Raw genomic sequence first — 20235 nt, 5'->3', positions numbered from 1 at the left:
ATGGGAAATCCAAGAGGTTTTTTAGATTTTAAGAGGGTAGATTTTAAAAAGCTTGATCCTAAAGAAAGGGTTTTGAATTTCAAAGAATTTATAAGATTTTTAGATAAAAAAGAACAAGAAATTCAAGGTGGGCGTTGCATGGATTGTGGGGTGGCTTTTTGTCATACTGGTGTGTTAACTCAAGGCAAGGATGTGGGCTGTCCTTTAAATAATCTCATCCCAGAATGGAATGATTTAATTTACCGATCTTTATGGAAAGAAGCCTATGAAAGGCTTGAACTTACTAATCCTTTTCCTGAATTTACAGGCCGTGTTTGTCCTGCACCTTGTGAAGATTCTTGTGTGTGTGCGATCAATGGCAATAGCGTGAGTATTAAAAATAATGAACTAGCCATTATAGAAAATGCTTTTAAAGAAAATTTAGTAAACGTTAATAAGCCTAAAAAATATAATGGAAAAAAAATTGCTATTATAGGAAGTGGACCTTCTGGGCTTGCTTGTGCAAATACTTTAAATTCTATGGGCTATAAAGTAAGTGTTTTTGAAAGAAGCGATAAAATAGGCGGGCTTTTGATGTATGGAATTCCTGATATGAAGCTTGATAAAAGTATAGTAAATAGACGTGTTGATTTGCTTAAAAAAGCCGGGATAGAATTTAAGGTGAATGAAAATATAGATAGCAAAGATAAGGTTTTAAAACTTCTTAAAGAATTTAATGCTTTAGTCCTTTGTACTGGGGCTAGCAAGCCTATAGATTTGGATATAGAGGGAAGGAAATTAAAAGGCATTGAATTTGCACTTGATTTTTTAACCCAAAATACTAAGAGCTTGTTAAAAACGCATCAAGGTGCAAATACGGCTAAGGGCAAGAATGTTTTGGTTATAGGAAGTGGGGATACAAGCGTTGATTGTATTGCTGTAGCAACAAGGCAAGGGGCTAAATCCATAATACGTTTAGAAAGAAGTCCAAAAAGACCCTTACAAAGAAGTCAAAGCAATCCTTGGCCTTTAAAAGCAGATGTTTTTACAACTGATTATGGCATAGAAGAAGCCTTTGCTGTATATGGTAAAGATCCTAGGCAATATCAAAAAATGACAAAGAAATTCCTAGGCAAAACTCATGTAGAAGGCGTTGAGCTAAATGATTTAAAACGTGAATTTCAAGGAACAAAAGCCATAAATGTTGAGGTTGCAAATTCTACAAAAAGTTATAAAGCTGATTTGGTACTTTTAGCCATGGGTTTTAGTGGTAGTGAAGATAATATTGCTAAAAATTTTGGGGTTACATTGGATGAAAACAACAATATAAGTACAAAAAATTTCCAAACCACACATGAAAAAATCTTTGCTTGCGGTGATGCTAGAAAAGGACAATCTTTGGTCGTTTGGGCTATAAAAGATGGCATAGAATGCGCTTTAAACTTGCATCAAAATTTAGAAAAAGAATTATAAAAGTTTGAAGCTTTTGCGATGAAGTTTGCAGCTTCCTAGTTTTTTTATTAATTCTTTGTGAGTTTTAGTGCCATAGCCTTTGTTTTTTTCAAATTCATAATCAGGAAAGTCTGTGGCTAAAAAATTCATTATCCTATCTTTGCTCACTTTTGCAAGTATGCTAGCTGCGCTAACTTGCATGATGTTTGCATCGGCTTTAATTTGTGTTTTAATTGTGCTGATGCTAAAGTTCGTATTGCCATCGTATAAAAAGTTGTTTTCTTTTTGAAAATGTTTTTTAATGAGTATCAAACCTGTTTTTAAACAAGCACTAAGTCCTAATTTGTCAATTTGTTCTGAAGAAAAAGCAAGTATAAGATAAGTAGAGTTTTTTAAGATGAGTTCATAGAGTTCTTCGCGTTTTTTTTCATTGAGTTTTTTAGAATCACACAGTTTGTTAAGTCTTTTATGAAGTTTGCAAGCTGCCATTGTCATAGGTCCTGCTAAGGCACCTCGTCCTGCTTCATCAATTCCTATTAAAGTCATATCAAATTCGTTTAAAAGTTCATCTGTGTTAAATAAAGTTTTCATGATTTTTATAAAAAGCCATTGTCTAGTATTTATATATTATATTAAAATAAAATAATATCTTAAAAAAATCAATATTTTTTAAAATTAAGTCTAAAAATATTTCATTATTTCTTGCAAGATATATTAAAATAACTTGTACAAAAATTAAGTTTTGCTAAATATAATATTAAAAAATTATTATCAGGAGTTACAATGAGAAGCGATGCCATAAAAAAAGGGCATTTAAAAGCGCCTAATCGTTCTTTGCTTAGGGCTTGTGGTTTAAAAGATGAGGATTTTAATAAACCTTTTATAGGTGTAGCAAATAGCTATATAGATATAATTCCAGGGCATTATTTTTTAAATAAATACGCTAAAATCATCAAAGATGAAATCCGTAAAAACGGCTGCATTCCTTTTGAGTTTAATACCATAGGTGTGGATGATGGTATAGCCATGGGACATGATGGTATGCTTTATTCTTTGCCAAGCCGTGAGCTTATTGCTAATTCTGTTGAAACTGTCATGAATGCTCATCAACTTGATGCTTTAATTTGCATTCCTAATTGTGATAAAATCACTCCTGGTATGCTTATGGGAGCTTTAAGGGTAAATGTTCCAACTGTATTTGTAAGTGGTGGACCTATGCGTTCGGGTATAAGTAAAAAGGGTGAAAAAATCAGCCTTAGTTCTGTATTTGAAGCTGTGGGGGCTTATGAAGCTAATAAAATCACTAAAGAAGAATTTAAAGATATAGAATGTTCAGCCTGTCCTAGTGGGGGATCTTGTTCGGGAATGTTTACAGCAAATTCTATGAATACTTTATGTGAGGCTATGGGCATAGCTTTAGAAGGCAATGGAACTATTTTGGCTTTAAGCAAGGAAAGAGAAGAGCTTTTAAAAAAGGCTGCAAGGCGTATTTGTGAAATTGCTTTAGATGAAAGATTTAAAATTCGCAATATCATTACTAAAAAAGCCCTTCATAATGCTATGGTAGTGGATATGGCTATGGGAGGAAGTACAAATACTGTTCTTCATATGCTTGCTATTTCACGTGAAGCAGGAGTGGAACTTGATATTAAAGAGCTTAATTTTATTTCAAGTAAGGTTGCGCATATTGCTAAGATCGCACCTTCGTTAAACACAGTTTATATGGAAGATATCCATAAAGCCGGTGGGGTTAGTGCGGTAATGGCTGAAATTGCAAGTGTAAAAGGGCATATTTTAGAGCTTGATGCGCTTACTATTACAGGCGAAAGTTTAAAAGAGCGTTTAAAAAATATCAAAATCAAAGACGAGCACATCATTCGCAAAGTCAGCAATGCTTACTCACAAGTAGGTGGACTTGCTATTTTATTTGGAAATTTAGCTGAGCAAGGCTGTGTTATAAAAACTGCAGGTATTATTGGAGAAAGGAAATTTAAAGGTAAGGCAGTTTGTTTTAATTCTCAAGATGAAGCTATTAAAGGTATTATCAAAGGCAAGGTGCAAAAAGGAAATGTATGTGTCATACGCTATGAAGGTCCAAAAGGTGGTCCAGGCATGCAAGAAATGCTAAGTCCTACTTCGCTTTTAGTGGGAATGGGCTTGGGTGCTGATGTGGCTTTGATTACCGATGGGCGTTTTAGCGGTGCTACAAGGGGTTTAAGCGTAGGTCATATTTCACCTGAAGCGGCTGAAGGAGGATTAATAGCGCTTTTAAAAGATGGGGATGAAATAGAAATTGATGTGGATGCTTATACTATTAAAGCACTTTTAAGTGAAGAAGAAATTGCTAAGCGTCAAAAGGAATTTAGTTTGGTTAAAAAAGAAGTGCCTTCAAGATGGCTTAAAATGTATCAAAAACTTGTCACCAATGCTAGCAAAGGTGCAGTTTTAGACATGCAATGAAAGATTTTTCTTTCATTCTTGTATTTCTTTAGTGATACGATTTCTTATGTCATGGCGGATTATTTCTATACTCCAAAGCCAGATAATGTGGCCAAAAAATTCAGATAAATGTTCATCAAAAGGAATTTCAGAAAGCGGGGGCAACTGTCCTATTAAAGGCATTAAAATAACATGAGCAAAAAGATAAACGAAAAAGCCAAAAACCGCACCTTGCCACATAGTAATGCTATGCCATTTTTCTGCCATCATGCAATAAATTATGCCAAAAATAATAGAAAAACCCACATGCACAATAAAAATCGATAAAGGCAGCTGCATGCCTGAAAATATATAGGTACAATCACTAGGCAAATGGAGTTGGTCTAGGAAAATTTTAGGCGGAGTAAGGCGCTCTAATGCATCTATTGGCCAAAAAATATTAGGATTCCTAGGAGGAAAAGGCACTTCCCAACCCCATTTAACAATAGCTCCAAAAATACCTGCTAATATGCCTATAAAAAAGGCTAGAGTATAATGCTTTTGAGAACTTTGATTCATAGCAATTCCTTTATGTTTTATAAAAATAAAATCAGACTTTATAATATTTTTATTTAAAATATATTAAAAACAATATAAATCTTATTTTATATTGTAAAGTATTCTTTAAATTCTTTACAAATTTCAAAGAAATTTACCCCATCTATAGTAGGATTTTCTTTGAAAAAATCATACATTCCTAAAAAGCCGCTTTCAAGTTCTTTAGACTTTACTCCATAACTTATACTAAGCCCTGCTTCTATAAAGGCAGCAATTTTATCACAATATTTTAAAGCCTTACCATCAATAGCATTAAATTCATCTTCATTAAAAGAACTCAAACTTCCGCTACAAAGTTCTATTTTAGCATTCTTATAAGTACGGTTTTCAAATTCATTTTTAACAAAACTCGCTTCTTCATTCCTGCCTTCTCTAATGCCTAATATATAAGAAAATTCGGGTCTTAAACCCTCTGGTACAAAAGGCAAAATTCTTTCATTGATAAGTTTCATTTCATAATCATTAATAATATCATGAAGTCCATCTATGCCGTATTTTACAGGGCTTATGATATCACGCGTTAAAGACTCTGGCAAATCATGAAACAAAGCACAATAAAAATTATTTTCAAGTCTTTTATCGCAAGCTTTGATTTTTAAAGAATAAAAATATGCCAAGATTGCCACTACAAGCATGTGTCCTAAAACCGCAGTCTCAGGTATGCGTGGAGTTTGTGCCCAACGCTTTTGAAAACGCAATCTCCCGCTTAAATCAATGATTTTAGCTATTTTTTGATTTAATGCTATTTTTCTAGCTCCTACAAGTTCATAGTAATCTTCTAATTCTTCTTCAACCTTATTTTTTATCTCTTCAATATCATTTAAAAAAGCTGAGGTTTGATAGACTATATTAAATTCCCATTTGGTTGCAAAATAAGATGCCGCTTTTAATATAAGTCTTTCTTTAGCATAGCTATTGCCTTTTAGATATTCTTCAAAGCGCTTTAAAAAAGCCCCATTTTCTATATCTTCTATCATGGGTTCAATTTTGCTTAATACCCAAGCATTTATTTGAGATTTTTTTTGACGCACGATTTCATGGTACACATCAGGGCGTATATCAGTGACTACTACACGGCTTAAAAACTCGAAAATTCCTCCTTCAATAATGACTTTCATATTGACATCTTTTTCTATCTTCGCAATAAAATATGCTATGATGAATTTATGCGCTTGTTTATCAAGCTCGACTAAATTTGCCATTCTTGGGTAATCATTCCAACGGCTGATGGAAGCAGCTTTGAAAATATGTTCTATAAGTTTTATGTTTATCATGTTTTACCTTCTTTGTAATTTAAATTTAAAAAAATTCGTTAAAATTGCTAAATTATAGCAAATTTTAAGGATAAAGATGAATAAAAAAGCACTTTGTATTCTTAGCGGTGGTATGGATAGTACGGTGTGTACTTATTTAGCTAAAAAACAAAACTATGAAATTATTGCCTTGCATTTTGATTATGAACAACGCACTCAAAACAAAGAAAGAAAGTGTTTTGAACAAATTTGCAAAGCTTTGGAGGTAAAAAAATCTTATATTTTAGATGTGAGTTTTATTAAAAATATAGGAGGCAGTGCTTTAACAGATAAAAGCATCAATATCCCCAAAAATCAATTGCATCTAAGTGATGTACCTATTACCTATGTACCTTTTCGTAATGGGATTTTTTTAAGCATAGCAGGAGCCTTGGCTGAAAAAGAAAATTGCCAAAGTATTTTTATAGGTGTGGTAGAAGAAGATAGCAGCGGTTATCCTGATTGTAAAAGTGCATTTATACAAAAGGCACAAGAATTTATCAATGAAGGCACAAGCAAGCAATTTAAAGTAGAATTAAAAACCCCACTTATAAGATTGAATAAGACTCAAATCGTTGCCCTTGCTTTAGAGGAAAAAATACCTTTAGAATTAACTTGGTCTTGTTATGAAGATGAACATGAAGCTTGTGGGGAATGTGATAGTTGCTTGTTGCGTTTGAAGGGTTTTGAAAAAGCAGGATTTAAAGATAAGATTAAATATAAACAATTAAAGTCCTAGTATGAACTAGGACTTTAATCAATCTAAAGTGTAAAGTTTATTAACTCCATCTTGATAAGAAAGTATGTTGATTTTTCCATCTTTGAAGAATATACTTCTTGCATTAGTGATAGAACTTGGAAAAGACATGGTTTTTATCACTTCTTCTTTAAGCGGATCAATGACCATGATTACATTGTGATTTTTGCTTAAAGCATAAATTTCCCCGTCTTTAAAAGCCATAGAAGTTATATAAAGATCTCCTAAAGTTTTGCCTTCTTTAAGATTTGCTTTTGGAGTGAATTCACTTGAAAGAATGCGATCTGTTAAAGGAAATTTAGAAATTACAAAATTTTTAGTGTCTTTATTGTTAGGAACGGTTGCAAGATAAAAATAATTTCCATCTGTAGTTATACTAGCTACATGATTGAATTTAGATCTTATTGTGTCTAATCTTCCTCTACCTAAGCCTTCGCCTTGGCCTTTGAATTTATCATTGCCTTTGATAAAATCAGCGTATTGTTTAGCGATATCTTCTTCAGTAGGATTAGGATTTTTTTCAAATCTTAAAAAGGATTTGTTAGAGCCCATGAGAAGGAATTTATCATCCATATAAGGAATGATTCCAATAATAGGATCAATAGTAGCTGAAAAATAAGGATCTAATACAAAGCTTTCTTTAACATTAAAATTATCATCTAAGAAAGCCACATCCCATTGAGAGCTTACTACAAATTCTCCATTTATAAAATCAATAGTATTGATAGCTTTATCAAAATTAATGTCTTGTTCATTTGTGATTTTAAGATCTTCATTAATTTTTGCAAAAGGAGCATTGTTAACATCATTGTCAAATTTTATGTTTAATGCCTCGCTAGCAGGTGCAAAAGCATAATCAGGAGCTTTCACATCGCGTTTGCCTAAGAAAGAGATATTTTGCCATAGACCATTCCAGCCTTGTGTACTCCAAATGATGTATTTTGGATTTAGGCTAAATCTTGCAGGATCGCTTTGTCCTACATAAGGAGGAAAGCCTGTACTAACTAAAGCTTGAAAAACGTTTGAAGCTACTATAATAGTGCTAATAATTACTGCTGTAAAAGAAAATTTAGTATATTGTCTAAATTTTTGACCGTTTAATTCCATTTCAAAAGCATTAAATTTAGGAGCGAATACAAAAATCACGCCTAAAAGCAATACCACACTCCAAAATATTATTTCGGCCCAAAAATAAGTATGAATGCCAAATATTGCTAAACCAAAACCTTGATCTAAGTCTCTGTGAGCATGATTACCATAATGTGCAAAAGACTGATAAAGGCCTAAGGCTGTCATGATTAAAAGGGCTGCAAGATATTTGCCTTTTATACCATAACGAACAATAAAAAGTGCTATCACTCCGATAAAAATCATAGCTTCTCTTTGTCCCCAGCAAAGTACGCAAGGGCTATCACCCAACATATACCCAAATATAAAATTTGCAATACCCACAGGCAAAAGTATGATTAAAAAGCCTGCTAAACACATTAGTGTGTAAAAATTTTTTGCTTTGTTGATTTCGTTCATTTTAGCCCTTTCTTACAGATTCATTATTGTTAAAAGCGCGCCTGTTTTGTGGCCAACATAGAAAAAAACCATTAAAAGCCAAGCTATCATTACCAAACCAAAAGCGAGGTTTTCTTTTTCTGGTTTTTTGATAATTAATATCAAGGCGATTAAAACTAATAAAAGCTCAAGAAACTCCATAGTATCTCCTTATGAAATAAAAACTTTCAATTTTACCTTAAAAATATAAATTGAAAATAAATTTTTTATATAATTTTTATATTAATTTATATTGTTTAGGGAAAAGGTTACTGAAAGCTACTTAATTTTTTTATAAAATACAAGCCTTATTTTTCGTAAATTTTGATAAGTATTATTATTTTTAGTGACAATATTTGTATATTTATTCTTTTAAGTCATAATAAATTTTTAATAATGATTATTTTATTTTTTATCTTTAATTATTTTTTCATATAACTTTTATTAATTTTAAACATTTTAATTTACAAAAGATCAATTAGTTTTAGATATTAGAATTTTATGATGTATATTATATGACTTGTTTGCAGGTATTGTTGTAGGAATTTTATTTTTTTAATGCTTTAATGAAATCATTTTTTATATTTGTTTTAGAAATGATATTGAAATTTTCGCCTTTGTATTGGAATTTTAGGCTATAAGAGTGTAAGCATAAGCGCTTGGCCTTGGTAAGTTCTAGGCGTTGATTTGGACTTAGAGTTTGATCGAGTATGCTTTTGATTTGATCTTTTGAAAGTCCATAGAGAGGATCGCCTAAAATGGGGTGGTTTTTGTGGTGTAAATGCACTCTGATTTGGTGTTGTCTTCCTGTGAGGGGCTTACAAAGCAAAAGAGTGGTATTAAATAGAGGGAAATATTTTAAAACTTCAAAATCTGTGATAGCTTTTTTACCTTGTTCGCAAATTTGCATTCTAGTTTTCACATCATCATAATTTTTTACTAAATCCATAGCCTTATCTACTCTAAAATTTTCTTTAATTTCTCCTTTTACTAAAGCTAAATATTCTTTTTGTATGAGTTTTTTTTCAAATAGGGCTTTAAGCTCAATTTGGGCTTTTTTGTGTTTTGCTACGAGTATAACTCCGCTTGTTTCTTTATCAAGCCGGTGTGCTACGCACGCTTGCCTTCCCCAAAGGTGTCCAATTTCATCACTCAGACTATAATTACAATGCCTACCATTAGGGTGGGTTAAAACCCCACTTTCTTTTTCAAGCACGGCAAAATCTTCATTTTCAAAAACAATTTTCACTCCTTTAGGATTGTTTTGATAAACAATGAGTTCTACTAAACCTTTTAAAATTTTATTTTTTTCTTTTACTACTTCCCCATTGCAAAAAAGTCTTTTTTTGTCTATGAGTTTTTGTGCTTCATTTATAGTGATTTTTAAATCATCCATAAGGACTTGAAATGCCTTTTTTTCATTATTTGAAAGTTTTATTTTTATATAAGCCATTTTAACTCCTTTTTAGAATTTTTGGATAGAATTTCAATCATTAATTTAAAATTATAGCTAAAAAGGCTTCAAAGATGGTTCAAAGATATAGCAGAGAAATCATGGCTAAAAAATGGGACATGCAAGCAAAATACGATGCATGGCTAAAAGTAGAATTAGCTGCTGTAAAAGCTTGGAATAAATTAGGTCTTATTAATGATGCAGATTGTGAAAAAATTCTTAAAAATGCGAAATTTGATATATCAAGAATACATGAAATAGAAAAAACTACCAAACATGACGTTATTGCTTTTCTTACAAATTTAAGTGAAAACTTAGGTGAAGAAAGTCGTTTTGTGCATTATGCTATGACAAGTTCTGATTGTATCGATACTGCTGTAGCTTTGCAAATAAAAGAAAGTTTGGACTTAATTTTAGAAGATCTTTTTTTGCTTTTAGAAACTATTAAAAAACGTGCTTTAGAGCATAAAAATACTTTAATGGTAGGTCGAAGTCATGGGATTCATGGAGAACCTATCACTTTTGGTTTGGTTTTAGCTCTTTGGTATGATGAAATCTTACATGCAAAGGAACTTTTAATGCATGCAAAGGAACTCATAGCATATGGAAAGCTTAGTGGTGCTATGGGGAATTTCGCCCATGCTCCTTTAGAATTTGAAGAAGAAGTTTGTAAAAATTTAAATCTTAAATTCGCTCCTATTTCAAATCAAATCATCCAAAGAGATCGTTATGCACAAGTTATTTCTGCCATAGCTATTTTAGCTTCAAGTTGTGAACAAATTGCTGTGGCAATAAGGCATTTTCAAAGGACAGAAGTGTATGAAGCAGAGGAGTATTTTAGCGAGGGACAAAAAGGAAGTTCGGCTATGCCCCATAAAAGAAATCCTATTTTGAGTGAAAATATTACAGGGTTGTGTCGCGTGCTAAGATCTTTTGTGACTCCTGCTTTAGAAAATGTAGCACTTTGGCATGAAAGAGATATTAGCCATTCAAGTGTAGAAAGATTTATATTGCCAGATGCTTTTATCACAGCTGATTTTATGTTAACCCGTCTTACTGATTTGATTGATAAGCTTTTGGTTTATCCTCAAAATATGATGAAAAATTTAAATCTTACTGGAGGGCTTGTATTTTCTCAAAGAGTGCTTTTAGAGCTTCCATTTAAAGGGATTAGTCGTGAAAATGCTTATAAGATAGTCCAAAGGAATGCAATGAAAGTTTGGGCAGATTTACAAAAAGGCAAAGCTGCTATGAATGAAAAAGATGAAAGTTTGTTCTTACTTGCTCTTTTAAATGATGAAGAATTAAGAAAGAGTTTAAGTGAAGAAGATATAAGAAGATGTTTTGATTATAGTTATTTTACTAAAAACATTGATGCAATTTTTGCAAGAGTATTTCAATAAGAGGCAAGGAAGTCAATGAAAGTTATTAAAAGAAATGGTCGCACGGAAGAATTAGATATTTCTAAAATTAAAAAATGTACCTTTGATGCTGTCAAAGACTTAGAAGGAGTCAGTCTAAGCGAGCTTGAGTTGGATGCAAAAATTCAATTCCGTGATGGAATTTCAACCGAAGAAATTCAAAAGACTTTAATTAAGACCGCAGTTGATAAGATTGACATTGACTGTCCTAATTGGACTTTTGTTGCGGCTAGACTTTTTTTATTTGATTTGTATAAAAAAGTCAATGGCATAAACCGTTATAATCATTTGCGTGAGTATTTTGATAAAGGTGAAAAAGAAGGCAGGATTTTACTCGGTCTTAAAGACAAGTACGATTTAGAGGATTTAAATGCTTATATTAAACCTGAACGCGATATGCAATTTACTTATCTAGGAATTAAAACCCTATATGATCGATATTTGATTAAGGATAGTAAAGGAATGCCTATAGAACTTCCTCAACAAATGTTTATGGCTATTGCTATGTTTTTAGCACAAAATGAGTTTAATCCTCAAGAATGGGCAAAGAAGTTTTATGATCTTATTTCTAAATTCGAACTCATGCTTGCAACACCAACCTTGTCTAATGCAAGAACAACACGCCATCAGCTGAGTTCTTGTTATATAGGATCAACTCCTGATAATATAGAAGGCATTTTTGATTCTTATCAAGAAATGGCTTTGCTTTCTAAATTTGGTGGCGGTATAGGCTGGGATTGGTCTAAAGTACGTGCAATGGGCGGGAGTATAGATGGACATAAAAATGCTGCTGGAGGTATTATACCTTTTTTAAAAATCACTAATGATATTGCTGTGGCTGTAGATCAGCTTGGCACTAGAAAAGGAGCCATTGCAGTTTATATAGAGCCTTGGCATATGGATATAGGCGATTTTATTGATTTGCGTAAAAATTCAGGGGAAGAAAGACGCCGTGCGCATGAACTTTTTCCTGCTTTATGGGTTAATGATCTTTTTATGAAAAGAGTTAGATCAAATGATAAATGGACTCTTTTTGATCCGGCAGATACGGCTGATTTATGTGATTTATATGGTGAAGCCTTTGAAAAACGTTATGAAGAATATGAAAAAGATGAAAGCATTGTCAAAGAAATCGTAGAAGCTAAAGAAATTTGGAAAAAAATATTGCTTAATTATTTTGAAACAGGTTTACCATTTTTGTGTTTTAAAGATAGTGCTAATAGAGCAAATCCTAATGCCCATGCAGGTATTATTAGGAGTTCGAATTTATGCACAGAAATTTTTCAAAATACACAGCCAAATTATTATCAAATTAAAGTGGTTTTTCAAAATGGCGATGAAATGCATTTTGATGAAGAGCAAAAAATAGTAGTTGATGGAGGTTATGAAAAACCAGCTAAAAAAATTTCCACTTTAGACAGCATTAATGGCAATAAAGTTTATATAGTGGAAAAATACAAAAACGACGGAAGCACTGCAGTTTGTAATCTTGCAAGTATCAATCTTAGCAAGGTGTATTTAAAAGAAGATATAAAACGTGTCGTGCCAACGGCTATTCGTATGCTTGATAATGTGATTGATTTGAATTTCTACCCACACAGAAAGGTCAAAGATACGAATTTAAAATCGCGTTCCATAGGACTTGGTGTTATGGGTGAAGCACAAATGTTAGCTGAAGCAAAAATTCATTGGGGAAGTGATGAACACTTGTATAAAATTGATGAAATTATGGAACAAATTAGCTATGAGGCTATCAATGCGAGTTCTAATTTAGCACTTGAGAAAGGATCTTATGAGGATTTTCAAGGATCAAATTGGAGTAAAGGAATTTTTCCTATTGATGTGGCAAATCCTAAAGCTAAAGCCTTGACTTTAAGAGAGGGTTTGTTTGATCAAAGCGAGTGTGATTGGGCTAAACTTAGAGAAAAAGTTAAAAAAGACGGTATGAGAAATGGTTATTTAATGGCCATTGCACCTACTTCTTCTATTTCTATTTTGGTTGGAACTACCCAGACTATAGAACCTGTTTATAAACGCAAATGGTTTGAACAAAATTTAAGTGGAATGATTCCTGTAGTTGTGCCTAATTTAAGTCTTGAAACTTGGCAGTATTATACCCCAGCTTATGAACTTGATCAAAGAATTTTAGTAAAAGCTGCAGCTGTACGTGGAAAATGGATAGATCAAGGACAAAGTTTAAATATCTTTTTATCACTTGATAAAGCAAGTGGAGGATATTTAAATGAAATTTACCAGCTTGCTTGGGAGCTTGGGGTTAAATCAACCTATTATTTAAGAAGTGAAAGCCCTGATAGTGAGAAGGTTAATGTCGCAGACCGCAGTGTAGAATGTGAAGGTTGTCAATAATCGTGCTAAAAACCTAATGTAAAATCATTAGGTTTTTTAGATTTAAGAATTATAAATTTTCTTATTTAAGGCTTTTAAATTTTTTGCACTACAAAGTGCTGAAGTCATGCTTCCTGAAACATTGCTTGCTGTTCTTGCCATATCGATAATAGGATCAATGGCTAAAATCAAACTTAGCATAACAAAATTATTGCCAAATCCAATTCCTGCTAGCATGATAGAAGTAGCCATAGTTGCACTCCCAGGCACTCCAGCAATACCCAAAGATCCAATCACAGCTATTAAAACTATCATCAAAGCAAAGCTAAAATCTATGGGCGTATGTGTAGCAAAGGCTACAAAGACTGCTGCCATAGCAGGAAAATATCCTGCACAACCATTAAGTCCTACTGTTGTGCCTATAGAAGCTACAAAATTAGCAACAGCTGAATTTACTCCAAATTGATTTTCTAAAGTTGAAGTTGTCATAGGTAGGGTACTTAAAGAAGATCTTGAACTAAATGCAAACAGCCATACAGGAAAGGCTTTTTTTGCGTATTTTATAGGATTTAATCCTTGAGAAGCAAGAAGCAAAAAGTGTACTCCAAACATTATAAACATAGCCATATAAATAAGCATGATAAAAAGCCCAGCTGTTTTAATGGCCTCAAAGCCATTGCTTAATATTACATTACTCATCATACATACTACAGCATAGGGCATAAATCTAATCACTGTGGCTGTCATATTCATCATAATATTATAAAAAGTCATAATGAAGTTTTCAAAGCTTTTAAAAGCTTGTTCATATTCTTCTTTTTTTGCAATTTTTTTAGCACTAATTCCTACAAAAAAAGAAAAAATAACAACGGCTATGATATTTTCTTGATTTATGGCTGTGACAATATTGCTAGGTATTAAATCTAATATTATATTTGAAAAGGTTTGAATTTCACGTTCGCTTGCTTTTCCTTTAAGCATGGCAAAATCGCTTCCTAAATGAAAACTGTATGCTAAGAATATACCTAAACTTGCTGCTATGGTTGTGCTTAAAAGTATCCAAAATAAACTAATGCTGAGCAAAGAAGAAATTTTGATATTTTTATCAATTTCTATAAGTACTTTAATAATACATACGCTAATAAGAGGAACAATTAACATTTTTATAAATCCAACGAAAATAGAACTTATAAAACCCAACCAATGTTTTGTTTCATTATACCAAACAATAGAGTTAATTTCTTTGCTATCTGGAAAATTAGCAAGATATTGCAAAACAAAACCAAAACCTAAACCTAAGAAAAGAGCAAAAAGCATTCTAAAAGAAAAGTTGATTTTAATATCTCGCATTTTTTTTAACATATAAAAAACAACTAAAAGTATAAATAAGATAATCGCAGTTTGAATTTGCGATAGCATTAGAAAGTCTTGAAAAAATTGTTTATTCATAATAAGTCCTTAGTAAGAAACTATAATCAAGCACGAAATATATGAAAATATATTTGTATTTAAGCTTGGTTTTTAAATAATAGCATAAAAATATTTAATCAAGACAGAAAAACTATGTTTATTCTATATGTAAACAGTGTTCAAAGATAAATTTATGATCTTGAGGCAAAGCTTCAAATAAAGCATTTGCCAACTTTCTAATTTCCCAAAGGGCAGATTTTGAGCTGCGTAAAGAAATAAAATTTTGTAAACTTCTTGCATTGATTGTAAGGGTGAGTTCGGTTTTATAGCTTTCAGGCAGACAGTATTTTGCTATATCTAAGCTTATATTTTTTTGCAAAATGGATCGTAGATTTTCTAAAGCTTTAATGCTTGCATTGTCTACTTCTTTATTCCCGCAAAGAACAAGATAGCGTTTTGCATTTTCAAAGTCTTCGGTTTTAAATTCATTTTCTTTGCGCAATTCTTTTAAGGTATAACGCGTGCTTTTTACGCTAGGGCTTGTGTGGCGATGTCTAGAAACTTCTTGCAGACAAGCTCTTGAAATGCCTTGTATGTAAAAGGTATAGCTTAAGTGTTCTAGAGTAGAAGCGTGTTTGAATTTGTTCCCTACGCGATCGATGAGTTCTTTATCTTTTTCTCCACCGCAATCGCCTTTATCAAAGCTTTGCCAACAAGTTCTTATAGCATGAGAGCAAACCGAAATTGGAGTGTGAAAGAGTAAAGTGATTTGCATAGTTATTCCTTATGTTAATGAAATATTTTTATAATTATTGCATTTTTTTACTTAAAATTCTAATGAAATAAAAAGTTTTGTTGAGTTATAATTTAGAAAAAATAAGGCTTATTATTAAATGAAACGAACAAAATATATATTTGTAACAGGCGGGGTTTTGAGTTCTTTGGGTAAAGGCATAGCGGCTGCTTCGATTGCAGCGCTTTTGAAAAACTCAGGGGTTAAAGTAAGCATTTTAAAAGCAGATCCTTATATTAATGTTGATCCTGGTACTATGAGTCCTTTTGAACATGGAGAGGTTTTTGTTACTGATGATGGTGCTGAAACAGATCTTGATTTGGGTCATTATGAGCGTTTCTTGGATGAAAGTTTGTCTCAAGATAATAACTTTACCACAGGACGTGTTTATCAAAGTGTTATTGAAAAAGAAAGGCGTGGAGAATATCTGGGAAAAACCATACAAGTGATTCCTCATATTGTAGGTGAGATAAAAGATCGCATTCAAAAAGCAGGAGAGGGTCAGGATGTTTTGATTGTAGAAATAGGTGGAACAGTTGGAGATATAGAAGGTTTACCATTTTTAGAAGCTATACGTGCTTTGCGTTTGGAAGTAGGTAAAAACAATGCTATGAATATCCATTTAACTCTAGTGCCTTTTATTAAAGCTGCAGGAGAGTTAAAAACTAAACCAACTCAGCACAGTGTAGGAGAATTAAGACGCATAGGGATTAGTCCTGATATGATAATTTGTCGTAGTGAAAAGGCCTTAGATAGAGAGTTAAAAGATAAAATATCAGTTTCTTGTGGAGTAGAGAAAAATTGCGTTATAGAAAGTATTGATGCACAAAGTATTTATCAAATCCCACTTAATTTATTAAAACAAGATATTTTAAATCCTATTGCTGAAATTTTAGATTTAAAAAATTTAAAACCAAATATGGAAAATTGGAATAGTTTGGTAAAAAGAGTAATTGATCCAAGCAATGAAGTAAAAATCGCTTTTGTGGGTAAGTATGTGGATTTAAAAGAAAGCTATAAAAGCCTTACAGAAGCTATCATCCACGCAGGTGCGGTGCTAGATACCAAAATAGAGCTTAAATGGATAGACAGTCAAAAACTTGAAGATATGCAAAGCGATGAGGTATTTAAGGACGTGAGTGGAATTTTGGTTGCAGGAGGCTTTGGACATCGTGGTGTAGAAGGTAAAATTAAAGCCATTAATTATGCAAGAGAAAATAAAATTCCTTTTTTAGGAATTTGTTTAGGTATGCAGCTAGCTTTAATAGAATTTGCTAGAAATGTATTAAAATTAGAAGATGCTAACTCAACTGAATTTGATAATAAGTGCAAAAACCCTGTGGTTTATTTAATCGATGAATTTATGGATACTAATGGCCAAAAGCAAATTCGCACCGCAAAAACCCCACTTGGAGGCACTATGCGTTTAGGATCATATCAATGCGATATTAAAGAAAATTCGCTTTTAGCCAGGGTTTATAAGGGTGCAAAAAGTGTTAAAGAAAGACATCGTCATCGCTATGAAGCAAATCCAAAATACAGAAAAGACTTTGAAGATAAAGGATTGATTGTTTCAGGAGAGTCGCAAGGACTTATAGAAGCCATTGAGTTACATACTCATCCATTTTTTCTAGCCGTTCAATTTCATCCTGAGTTTACTTCCCGTCTTGAATGTGTAAATCCTGTAATTTGCGATTTTATAAAGGCAGCGTGCGGATATGAAAAAAGTTGATAAAAATGAAATTAAGAGAATTTTAGCTTTACGTTTTGAGAAAGATTTGCATACAAAGCTTTGTGATTTGCCTTTGCCGTGTTGTTTAAAAGATGCTTATAAGGCAGCAAATCGTATTAAAGAGGCTATAGAAAAAAATCAAAAGCTTGCCATAGTAGGTGATTATGATGTTGATGGTATTGTTTCTTGTGTAATTATGGCAGAATTTTTTGATGATATTGGTTTTGACTATATAGTAAAAATTCCCAATCGTTTTAAAGATGGCTACGGCTTAAATACAGAGATTATTAATGAGCTTGATGTGGATTTAATCATTACAGTGGATAATGGCATAGTAGCGGTTGAAGCTGCTAAACTTTGCAAAGAAAAAGGCATTGATTTAATCATTACAGATCATCATACACCCCAGGATATTTTACCTAATGCTTTTGCTATTGTTAATCCTAAGCAAAAAGATTGTGATTTTCCAGAAATTGAAATTTGTGGAGCACAAGTAGCTTGGTATTTGCTTGCAGCTTTAAAAGAAGTTTGCAAATTAAAATACGATATGAGTAAATTTTTAGAACTATTAGCCATTGCTATTGTGGCTGATATGATGGAGCTTAGAGATTTAAACCGTGCTTTAGTAAGGCGTGGAATAGAATGTATTAATAAATCCAAACGAGCTGCTTTTAAGGCTATTAAGCATTATTATCAAAAAGATAAATTCGCACTTGATAATATAGGTTTTTTAATTGCTCCTCTTATTAACAGTGCTGGTAGAATGCATGATGCGAGTGTTTCTTATGAGTTTTTGCATGCTAAAGATTTTAATAAAGCTTTAGAATATTTAGAACAAATTGTCAGTTTTAACGAAAACAGAAAGGATGAAGAAAAACAACTTTTTGAATACAGTTTAAGCCAAATCGATGAAAAAGATTCTTGTGTTATAGTATCTGGATTAAATTGGCATGAAGGAGTTTTAGGGATAGTGGCAAGTCGCTTAGCAAAACATTTTAATAAGCCTAGTTTTGTATTTTCCCAAAATGAAGATCATTTAAAAGGTAGTGCTAGAAGTGTAGGCAAAATAGATATTTTAGCTTTAATTTCTAAGGCAAATTCTTTATTGGGTAATTATGGGGGTCATAAAGGTGCTGCTGGAATCAGTTTAAAACTTGAAAATTTTGAACAGTTTAAAGATAAAATCAAGCAAGAATGTTCTCAGATTTCTCAAAGTGAATTTTTGGATACAGATGAAATTTTAGGTATTTTAGAACCTAGTGAAATTGATTTTGAAATGCTTGAAATTTTGGAATCTTTCGAACCTTTTGGGCATAAAAATCCACGCCCTTTTTTTGTTTTAGAAGATCTTTGTGTTAAAAATAAAAAGCTTTTAGGCAAGGATGAAAAACATTTAAAGCTTATACTCATTAAAGATAATAAAACTATAGAAGCTTTATTTTTTAATTTTGATAAAGAACCGCAATTAAACGAAAATATCAATCTACTTGGAAGCATTTCTAAAAATGAATTTAGAGGATTGTTAACTCCACAGTTTATCATTAAAGAGATTTTATAAATATTTATTATTTATTTATATAATATATAAGTTTCATTATGAAACTCAATTCAATATAAGAGGGATCATGAGAAAGTTATTATTATGTATATTTGCATTTTTATCTATAGGAGCATGTATGGTGCAAGCTAAACCAAAAATTGCTATTTTAGCAACAGGAGGAACTATAGCAGGTTCTATTGACAGTGCCCTTGCTACAACGGGTTATCAAGCGGGGGTTGTTGGTGTAGAAGCTTTAATAAAAGCAGTTCCACAAATCCAAGATTTGGCAAATATTACTGGAGAACAAATTGCCAATATCGATAGTTCAAACATGAATGATGAAATTTGGTTAAAACTTGCTAAAGAAATCAATAGACTTTTTGCTAATGGAATAGATGCAGTAGTTATCACTCATGGAACAGATACTATGGAAGAAACTGCTTATTTTTTAAATCTAACCATTAAAAGTGATAAGCCTGTTGTTTTAGTAGGTGCTATGCGTCCTTCAAGTGCTATAAGCGCTGATGGTCCAAAAAATCTTTATAATGCTGTAGCATTAGCTGCGAGTAAAGAAGCTAAAGCTAAAGGCGTTATGGTAGCGATGAACGATAAAATTTTAAGTGCTAGGGGTGTAGTGAAAACTCATAGTTTAAATGTTGATGCTTTTTCTTCTCCTGATTTTGGAGATTTAGGTTATATTGTGGATGGAAAAGTATTTTTCTATAATAAGATTATTAAAACACATACAAAAAATGTTCCTTTTGATGTGACAAAACTTACAAATTTGCCAAAAGTAGACATACTATATACTTATTCTAACGATGGCAGTGGCATTGCAGCAAAAGCTTTATTTGAAAATGGAACTAAAGGCATAGTTGTCGCAGGAAGCGGTGCAGGAAGCATACATCAAGATCAAAAAAATGTTTTAAAAGAACTTATGCAAAAAGGACTAGATGTAGTAGTAAGCTCAAGAGTTATGGCAGGACGCGTTGCTATAAGTGAAGCAGATCAAAAATTAGGCTTTATTAGTGCTGAAGATTTAAATCCGCAAAAAGCTAGGGTATTGTTGATGTTAGCGCTTACAAAAACTAAAGATCCTAAAAAAATTCAAGAATATTTTCTAAAATATTAATATTTTTTAGCATTAAAATCTATAGATCAAGTATGAGAGAAATTAAAAAATCCCCCACTTTAATCCCCATTTAAGTTTAATTAGTTATACTTTCATTTCCTTTTTCTAAAAAAGGACTTAAAATCTTTTAAATTATAAAGTTTCACCAGTCTAGTAGATTTTATAAACTTGGCTTTTTAGCTTAAAATTAATTTAAAAGCTAAAAGCTTGTTATAAATCTTGTTTTTTAATTTAAACTTTTCTTTTAAATAATGATTTTTTGCAAATTTAATAAAAACAATTTTTTGTTTTCGTTCTTTATAATTTAGTATTGTTATTTTAAATCTTAAAGTCAATCTTTGAAATCT

The 20235-nt window shown here is 32.0% G+C and carries 16 protein-coding genes; 8 read left to right on the top strand and 8 right to left on the bottom strand.

What is annotated here, in order from left to right:
* A complete protein-coding gene (locus tag GRQ01_RS06125) occupies positions 1-1452 on the top strand; it encodes a glutamate synthase subunit beta (protein ID WP_158334907.1) in 1452 nt (483 codons plus the stop codon).
* On the opposite strand, the gene GRQ01_RS06120 is transcribed toward GRQ01_RS06125, so the two are convergent.
* Positions 1447-2022, bottom strand: coding sequence for a ribonuclease HII (locus GRQ01_RS06120; RefSeq protein ID WP_158334906.1), 576 nt, complete (start codon positions 2020-2022; stop codon positions 1447-1449). The two genes, GRQ01_RS06125 and GRQ01_RS06120, sit on opposite strands and share 6 nt — an antisense overlap.
* Positions 2023-2214: 192 nt before the next feature.
* Between GRQ01_RS06120 and ilvD the strand changes: the two genes are divergently transcribed.
* The gene (ilvD, locus tag GRQ01_RS06115; protein WP_158334905.1) at positions 2215-3891 is read left to right on the top strand and encodes a dihydroxy-acid dehydratase; all 1677 of its coding nucleotides are present in this window, start codon (positions 2215-2217) and stop codon (positions 3889-3891) included.
* Between the two features lie 12 nt (positions 3892-3903).
* Here ilvD and GRQ01_RS06110 read toward each other — a convergent pair whose 3' ends face one another.
* Together GRQ01_RS06110 and GRQ01_RS06105 are read right to left on the bottom strand one after the other, a co-directional pair.
* Complete coding sequence (locus GRQ01_RS06110) at positions 3904-4428, bottom strand: YagU family protein (protein ID WP_158334904.1); 525 nt, start codon at positions 4426-4428, stop codon at positions 3904-3906.
* A gap of 86 nt (positions 4429-4514) precedes the next feature.
* The gene (locus tag GRQ01_RS06105) at positions 4515-5741 is read right to left on the bottom strand and encodes an HD domain-containing protein (protein WP_158334903.1); all 1227 of its coding nucleotides are present in this window, start codon (positions 5739-5741) and stop codon (positions 4515-4517) included.
* A 76-nt stretch (positions 5742-5817) separates the two neighbouring features.
* Here GRQ01_RS06105 and queC point away from each other — a divergent pair, with 76 nt between their 5' ends.
* On the top strand, positions 5818-6498 hold the full coding sequence (queC, locus tag GRQ01_RS06100) for a 7-cyano-7-deazaguanine synthase QueC (protein WP_158334902.1): 681 nt from the start codon (positions 5818-5820) through the stop codon (positions 6496-6498).
* An 18-nt stretch (positions 6499-6516) separates the two neighbouring features.
* Here the strand turns inward: queC and dsbI are convergent, their stop codons facing one another.
* The 3 genes from dsbI to GRQ01_RS06085 all read right to left on the bottom strand — a co-directional run bounded on the left by dsbI (position 6517) and on the right by GRQ01_RS06085 (position 9514).
* On the bottom strand, positions 6517-8043 hold the full coding sequence (gene dsbI / locus GRQ01_RS06095) for a disulfide bond formation protein DsbI (RefSeq protein ID WP_158334901.1): 1527 nt from the start codon (positions 8041-8043) through the stop codon (positions 6517-6519).
* Between the two features lie 12 nt (positions 8044-8055).
* Complete coding sequence (gene dba, locus GRQ01_RS06090) at positions 8056-8223, bottom strand: disulfide bond formation protein Dba (RefSeq protein WP_126229066.1); 168 nt, start codon at positions 8221-8223, stop codon at positions 8056-8058.
* Positions 8224-8608: 385 nt separating this feature from the next.
* Positions 8609-9514, bottom strand: a complete 906-nt coding sequence (locus GRQ01_RS06085; RefSeq protein ID WP_158334900.1) for an RluA family pseudouridine synthase — start codon at positions 9512-9514, stop codon at positions 8609-8611.
* A 74-nt stretch (positions 9515-9588) separates the two neighbouring features.
* Here GRQ01_RS06085 and purB point away from each other — a divergent pair, with 74 nt between their 5' ends.
* The gene (gene purB, locus GRQ01_RS06080; protein ID WP_158334899.1) at positions 9589-10917 is read left to right on the top strand and encodes an adenylosuccinate lyase; all 1329 of its coding nucleotides are present in this window, start codon (positions 9589-9591) and stop codon (positions 10915-10917) included.
* A 15-nt stretch (positions 10918-10932) separates the two neighbouring features.
* A complete protein-coding gene (locus GRQ01_RS06075) occupies positions 10933-13302 on the top strand; it encodes a ribonucleoside-diphosphate reductase subunit alpha (protein WP_158334898.1) in 2370 nt (789 codons plus the stop codon).
* A 42-nt stretch (positions 13303-13344) separates the two neighbouring features.
* On the opposite strand, the gene GRQ01_RS06070 is transcribed toward GRQ01_RS06075, so the two are convergent.
* Both GRQ01_RS06070 and thyX read right to left on the bottom strand, forming a co-directional pair.
* Positions 13345-14730, bottom strand: coding sequence for a cation:dicarboxylate symporter family transporter (locus GRQ01_RS06070; RefSeq protein WP_158334897.1), 1386 nt, complete (start codon positions 14728-14730; stop codon positions 13345-13347).
* Positions 14731-14848: 118 nt separating this feature from the next.
* On the bottom strand, positions 14849-15466 hold the full coding sequence (gene thyX / locus GRQ01_RS06065) for an FAD-dependent thymidylate synthase (protein WP_158334896.1): 618 nt from the start codon (positions 15464-15466) through the stop codon (positions 14849-14851).
* Positions 15467-15584: 118 nt separating this feature from the next.
* On the opposite strand from thyX, the gene pyrG reads away from it, so the two are divergent.
* From pyrG to GRQ01_RS06050, 3 genes are all read left to right on the top strand, one after another.
* Entirely contained in the window at positions 15585-17216 is a 1632-nt protein-coding gene (gene pyrG, locus GRQ01_RS06060; protein WP_158334895.1) for a CTP synthase, read from the top strand.
* Positions 17203-18774: a single-stranded-DNA-specific exonuclease RecJ gene (recJ, locus tag GRQ01_RS06055; protein ID WP_158334894.1), complete on the top strand. Its 1572-nt coding sequence runs from the start codon at positions 17203-17205 to the stop codon at positions 18772-18774. The genes pyrG and recJ overlap by 14 nt, the downstream gene beginning before the upstream one ends.
* A 67-nt stretch (positions 18775-18841) precedes the next feature.
* On the top strand, positions 18842-19888 hold the full coding sequence (locus GRQ01_RS06050) for a type II asparaginase (protein ID WP_158334893.1): 1047 nt from the start codon (positions 18842-18844) through the stop codon (positions 19886-19888).
* Positions 19889-20235 lie beyond the last annotated feature (347 nt).

This window comes from Campylobacter bilis, assembly GCF_016806695.1.
Lineage (GTDB): Bacteria > Campylobacterota > Campylobacteria > Campylobacterales > Campylobacteraceae > Campylobacter_D > Campylobacter_D bilis.
Note: the sequence above shows the minus strand (reverse complement) of the source record. Positions and strands in the feature narration are given on the sequence as shown.

Excerpts from the sequence above, each read along its gene's own strand:
- GRQ01_RS06050 (WP_158334893.1), top strand. The coding sequence starts at position 18,842 with ATGAGAAAGTTATTATTATGTATATTTGCATTTTTATCTATAGGAGCA.
- purB (WP_158334899.1), top strand. The coding sequence starts at position 9,589 with ATGGTTCAAAGATATAGCAGAGAAATCATGGCTAAAAAATGGGACATG.
- dsbI (WP_158334901.1), bottom strand. The coding sequence starts at position 8,043 with ATGAACGAAATCAACAAAGCAAAAAATTTTTACACACTAATGTGTTTA.
- queC (WP_158334902.1), top strand. The coding sequence starts at position 5,818 with ATGAATAAAAAAGCACTTTGTATTCTTAGCGGTGGTATGGATAGTACG.
- ilvD (WP_158334905.1), top strand. The coding sequence starts at position 2,215 with ATGAGAAGCGATGCCATAAAAAAAGGGCATTTAAAAGCGCCTAATCGT.
- GRQ01_RS06110 (WP_158334904.1), bottom strand. The coding sequence starts at position 4,428 with ATGAATCAAAGTTCTCAAAAGCATTATACTCTAGCCTTTTTTATAGGC.
- GRQ01_RS06070 (WP_158334897.1), bottom strand. The coding sequence starts at position 14,730 with ATGAATAAACAATTTTTTCAAGACTTTCTAATGCTATCGCAAATTCAA.
- thyX (WP_158334896.1), bottom strand. The coding sequence starts at position 15,466 with ATGCAAATCACTTTACTCTTTCACACTCCAATTTCGGTTTGCTCTCAT.
- GRQ01_RS06105 (WP_158334903.1), bottom strand. The coding sequence starts at position 5,741 with ATGATAAACATAAAACTTATAGAACATATTTTCAAAGCTGCTTCCATC.
- GRQ01_RS06125 (WP_158334907.1), top strand. The coding sequence starts at position 1 with ATGGGAAATCCAAGAGGTTTTTTAGATTTTAAGAGGGTAGATTTTAAA.
- GRQ01_RS06120 (WP_158334906.1), bottom strand. The coding sequence starts at position 2,022 with ATGAAAACTTTATTTAACACAGATGAACTTTTAAACGAATTTGATATG.
- recJ (WP_158334894.1), top strand. The coding sequence starts at position 17,203 with ATGAAAAAAGTTGATAAAAATGAAATTAAGAGAATTTTAGCTTTACGT.
- GRQ01_RS06085 (WP_158334900.1), bottom strand. The coding sequence starts at position 9,514 with ATGGCTTATATAAAAATAAAACTTTCAAATAATGAAAAAAAGGCATTT.
- GRQ01_RS06075 (WP_158334898.1), top strand. The coding sequence starts at position 10,933 with ATGAAAGTTATTAAAAGAAATGGTCGCACGGAAGAATTAGATATTTCT.
- dba (WP_126229066.1), bottom strand. The coding sequence starts at position 8,223 with ATGGAGTTTCTTGAGCTTTTATTAGTTTTAATCGCCTTGATATTAATT.
- pyrG (WP_158334895.1), top strand. The coding sequence starts at position 15,585 with ATGAAACGAACAAAATATATATTTGTAACAGGCGGGGTTTTGAGTTCT.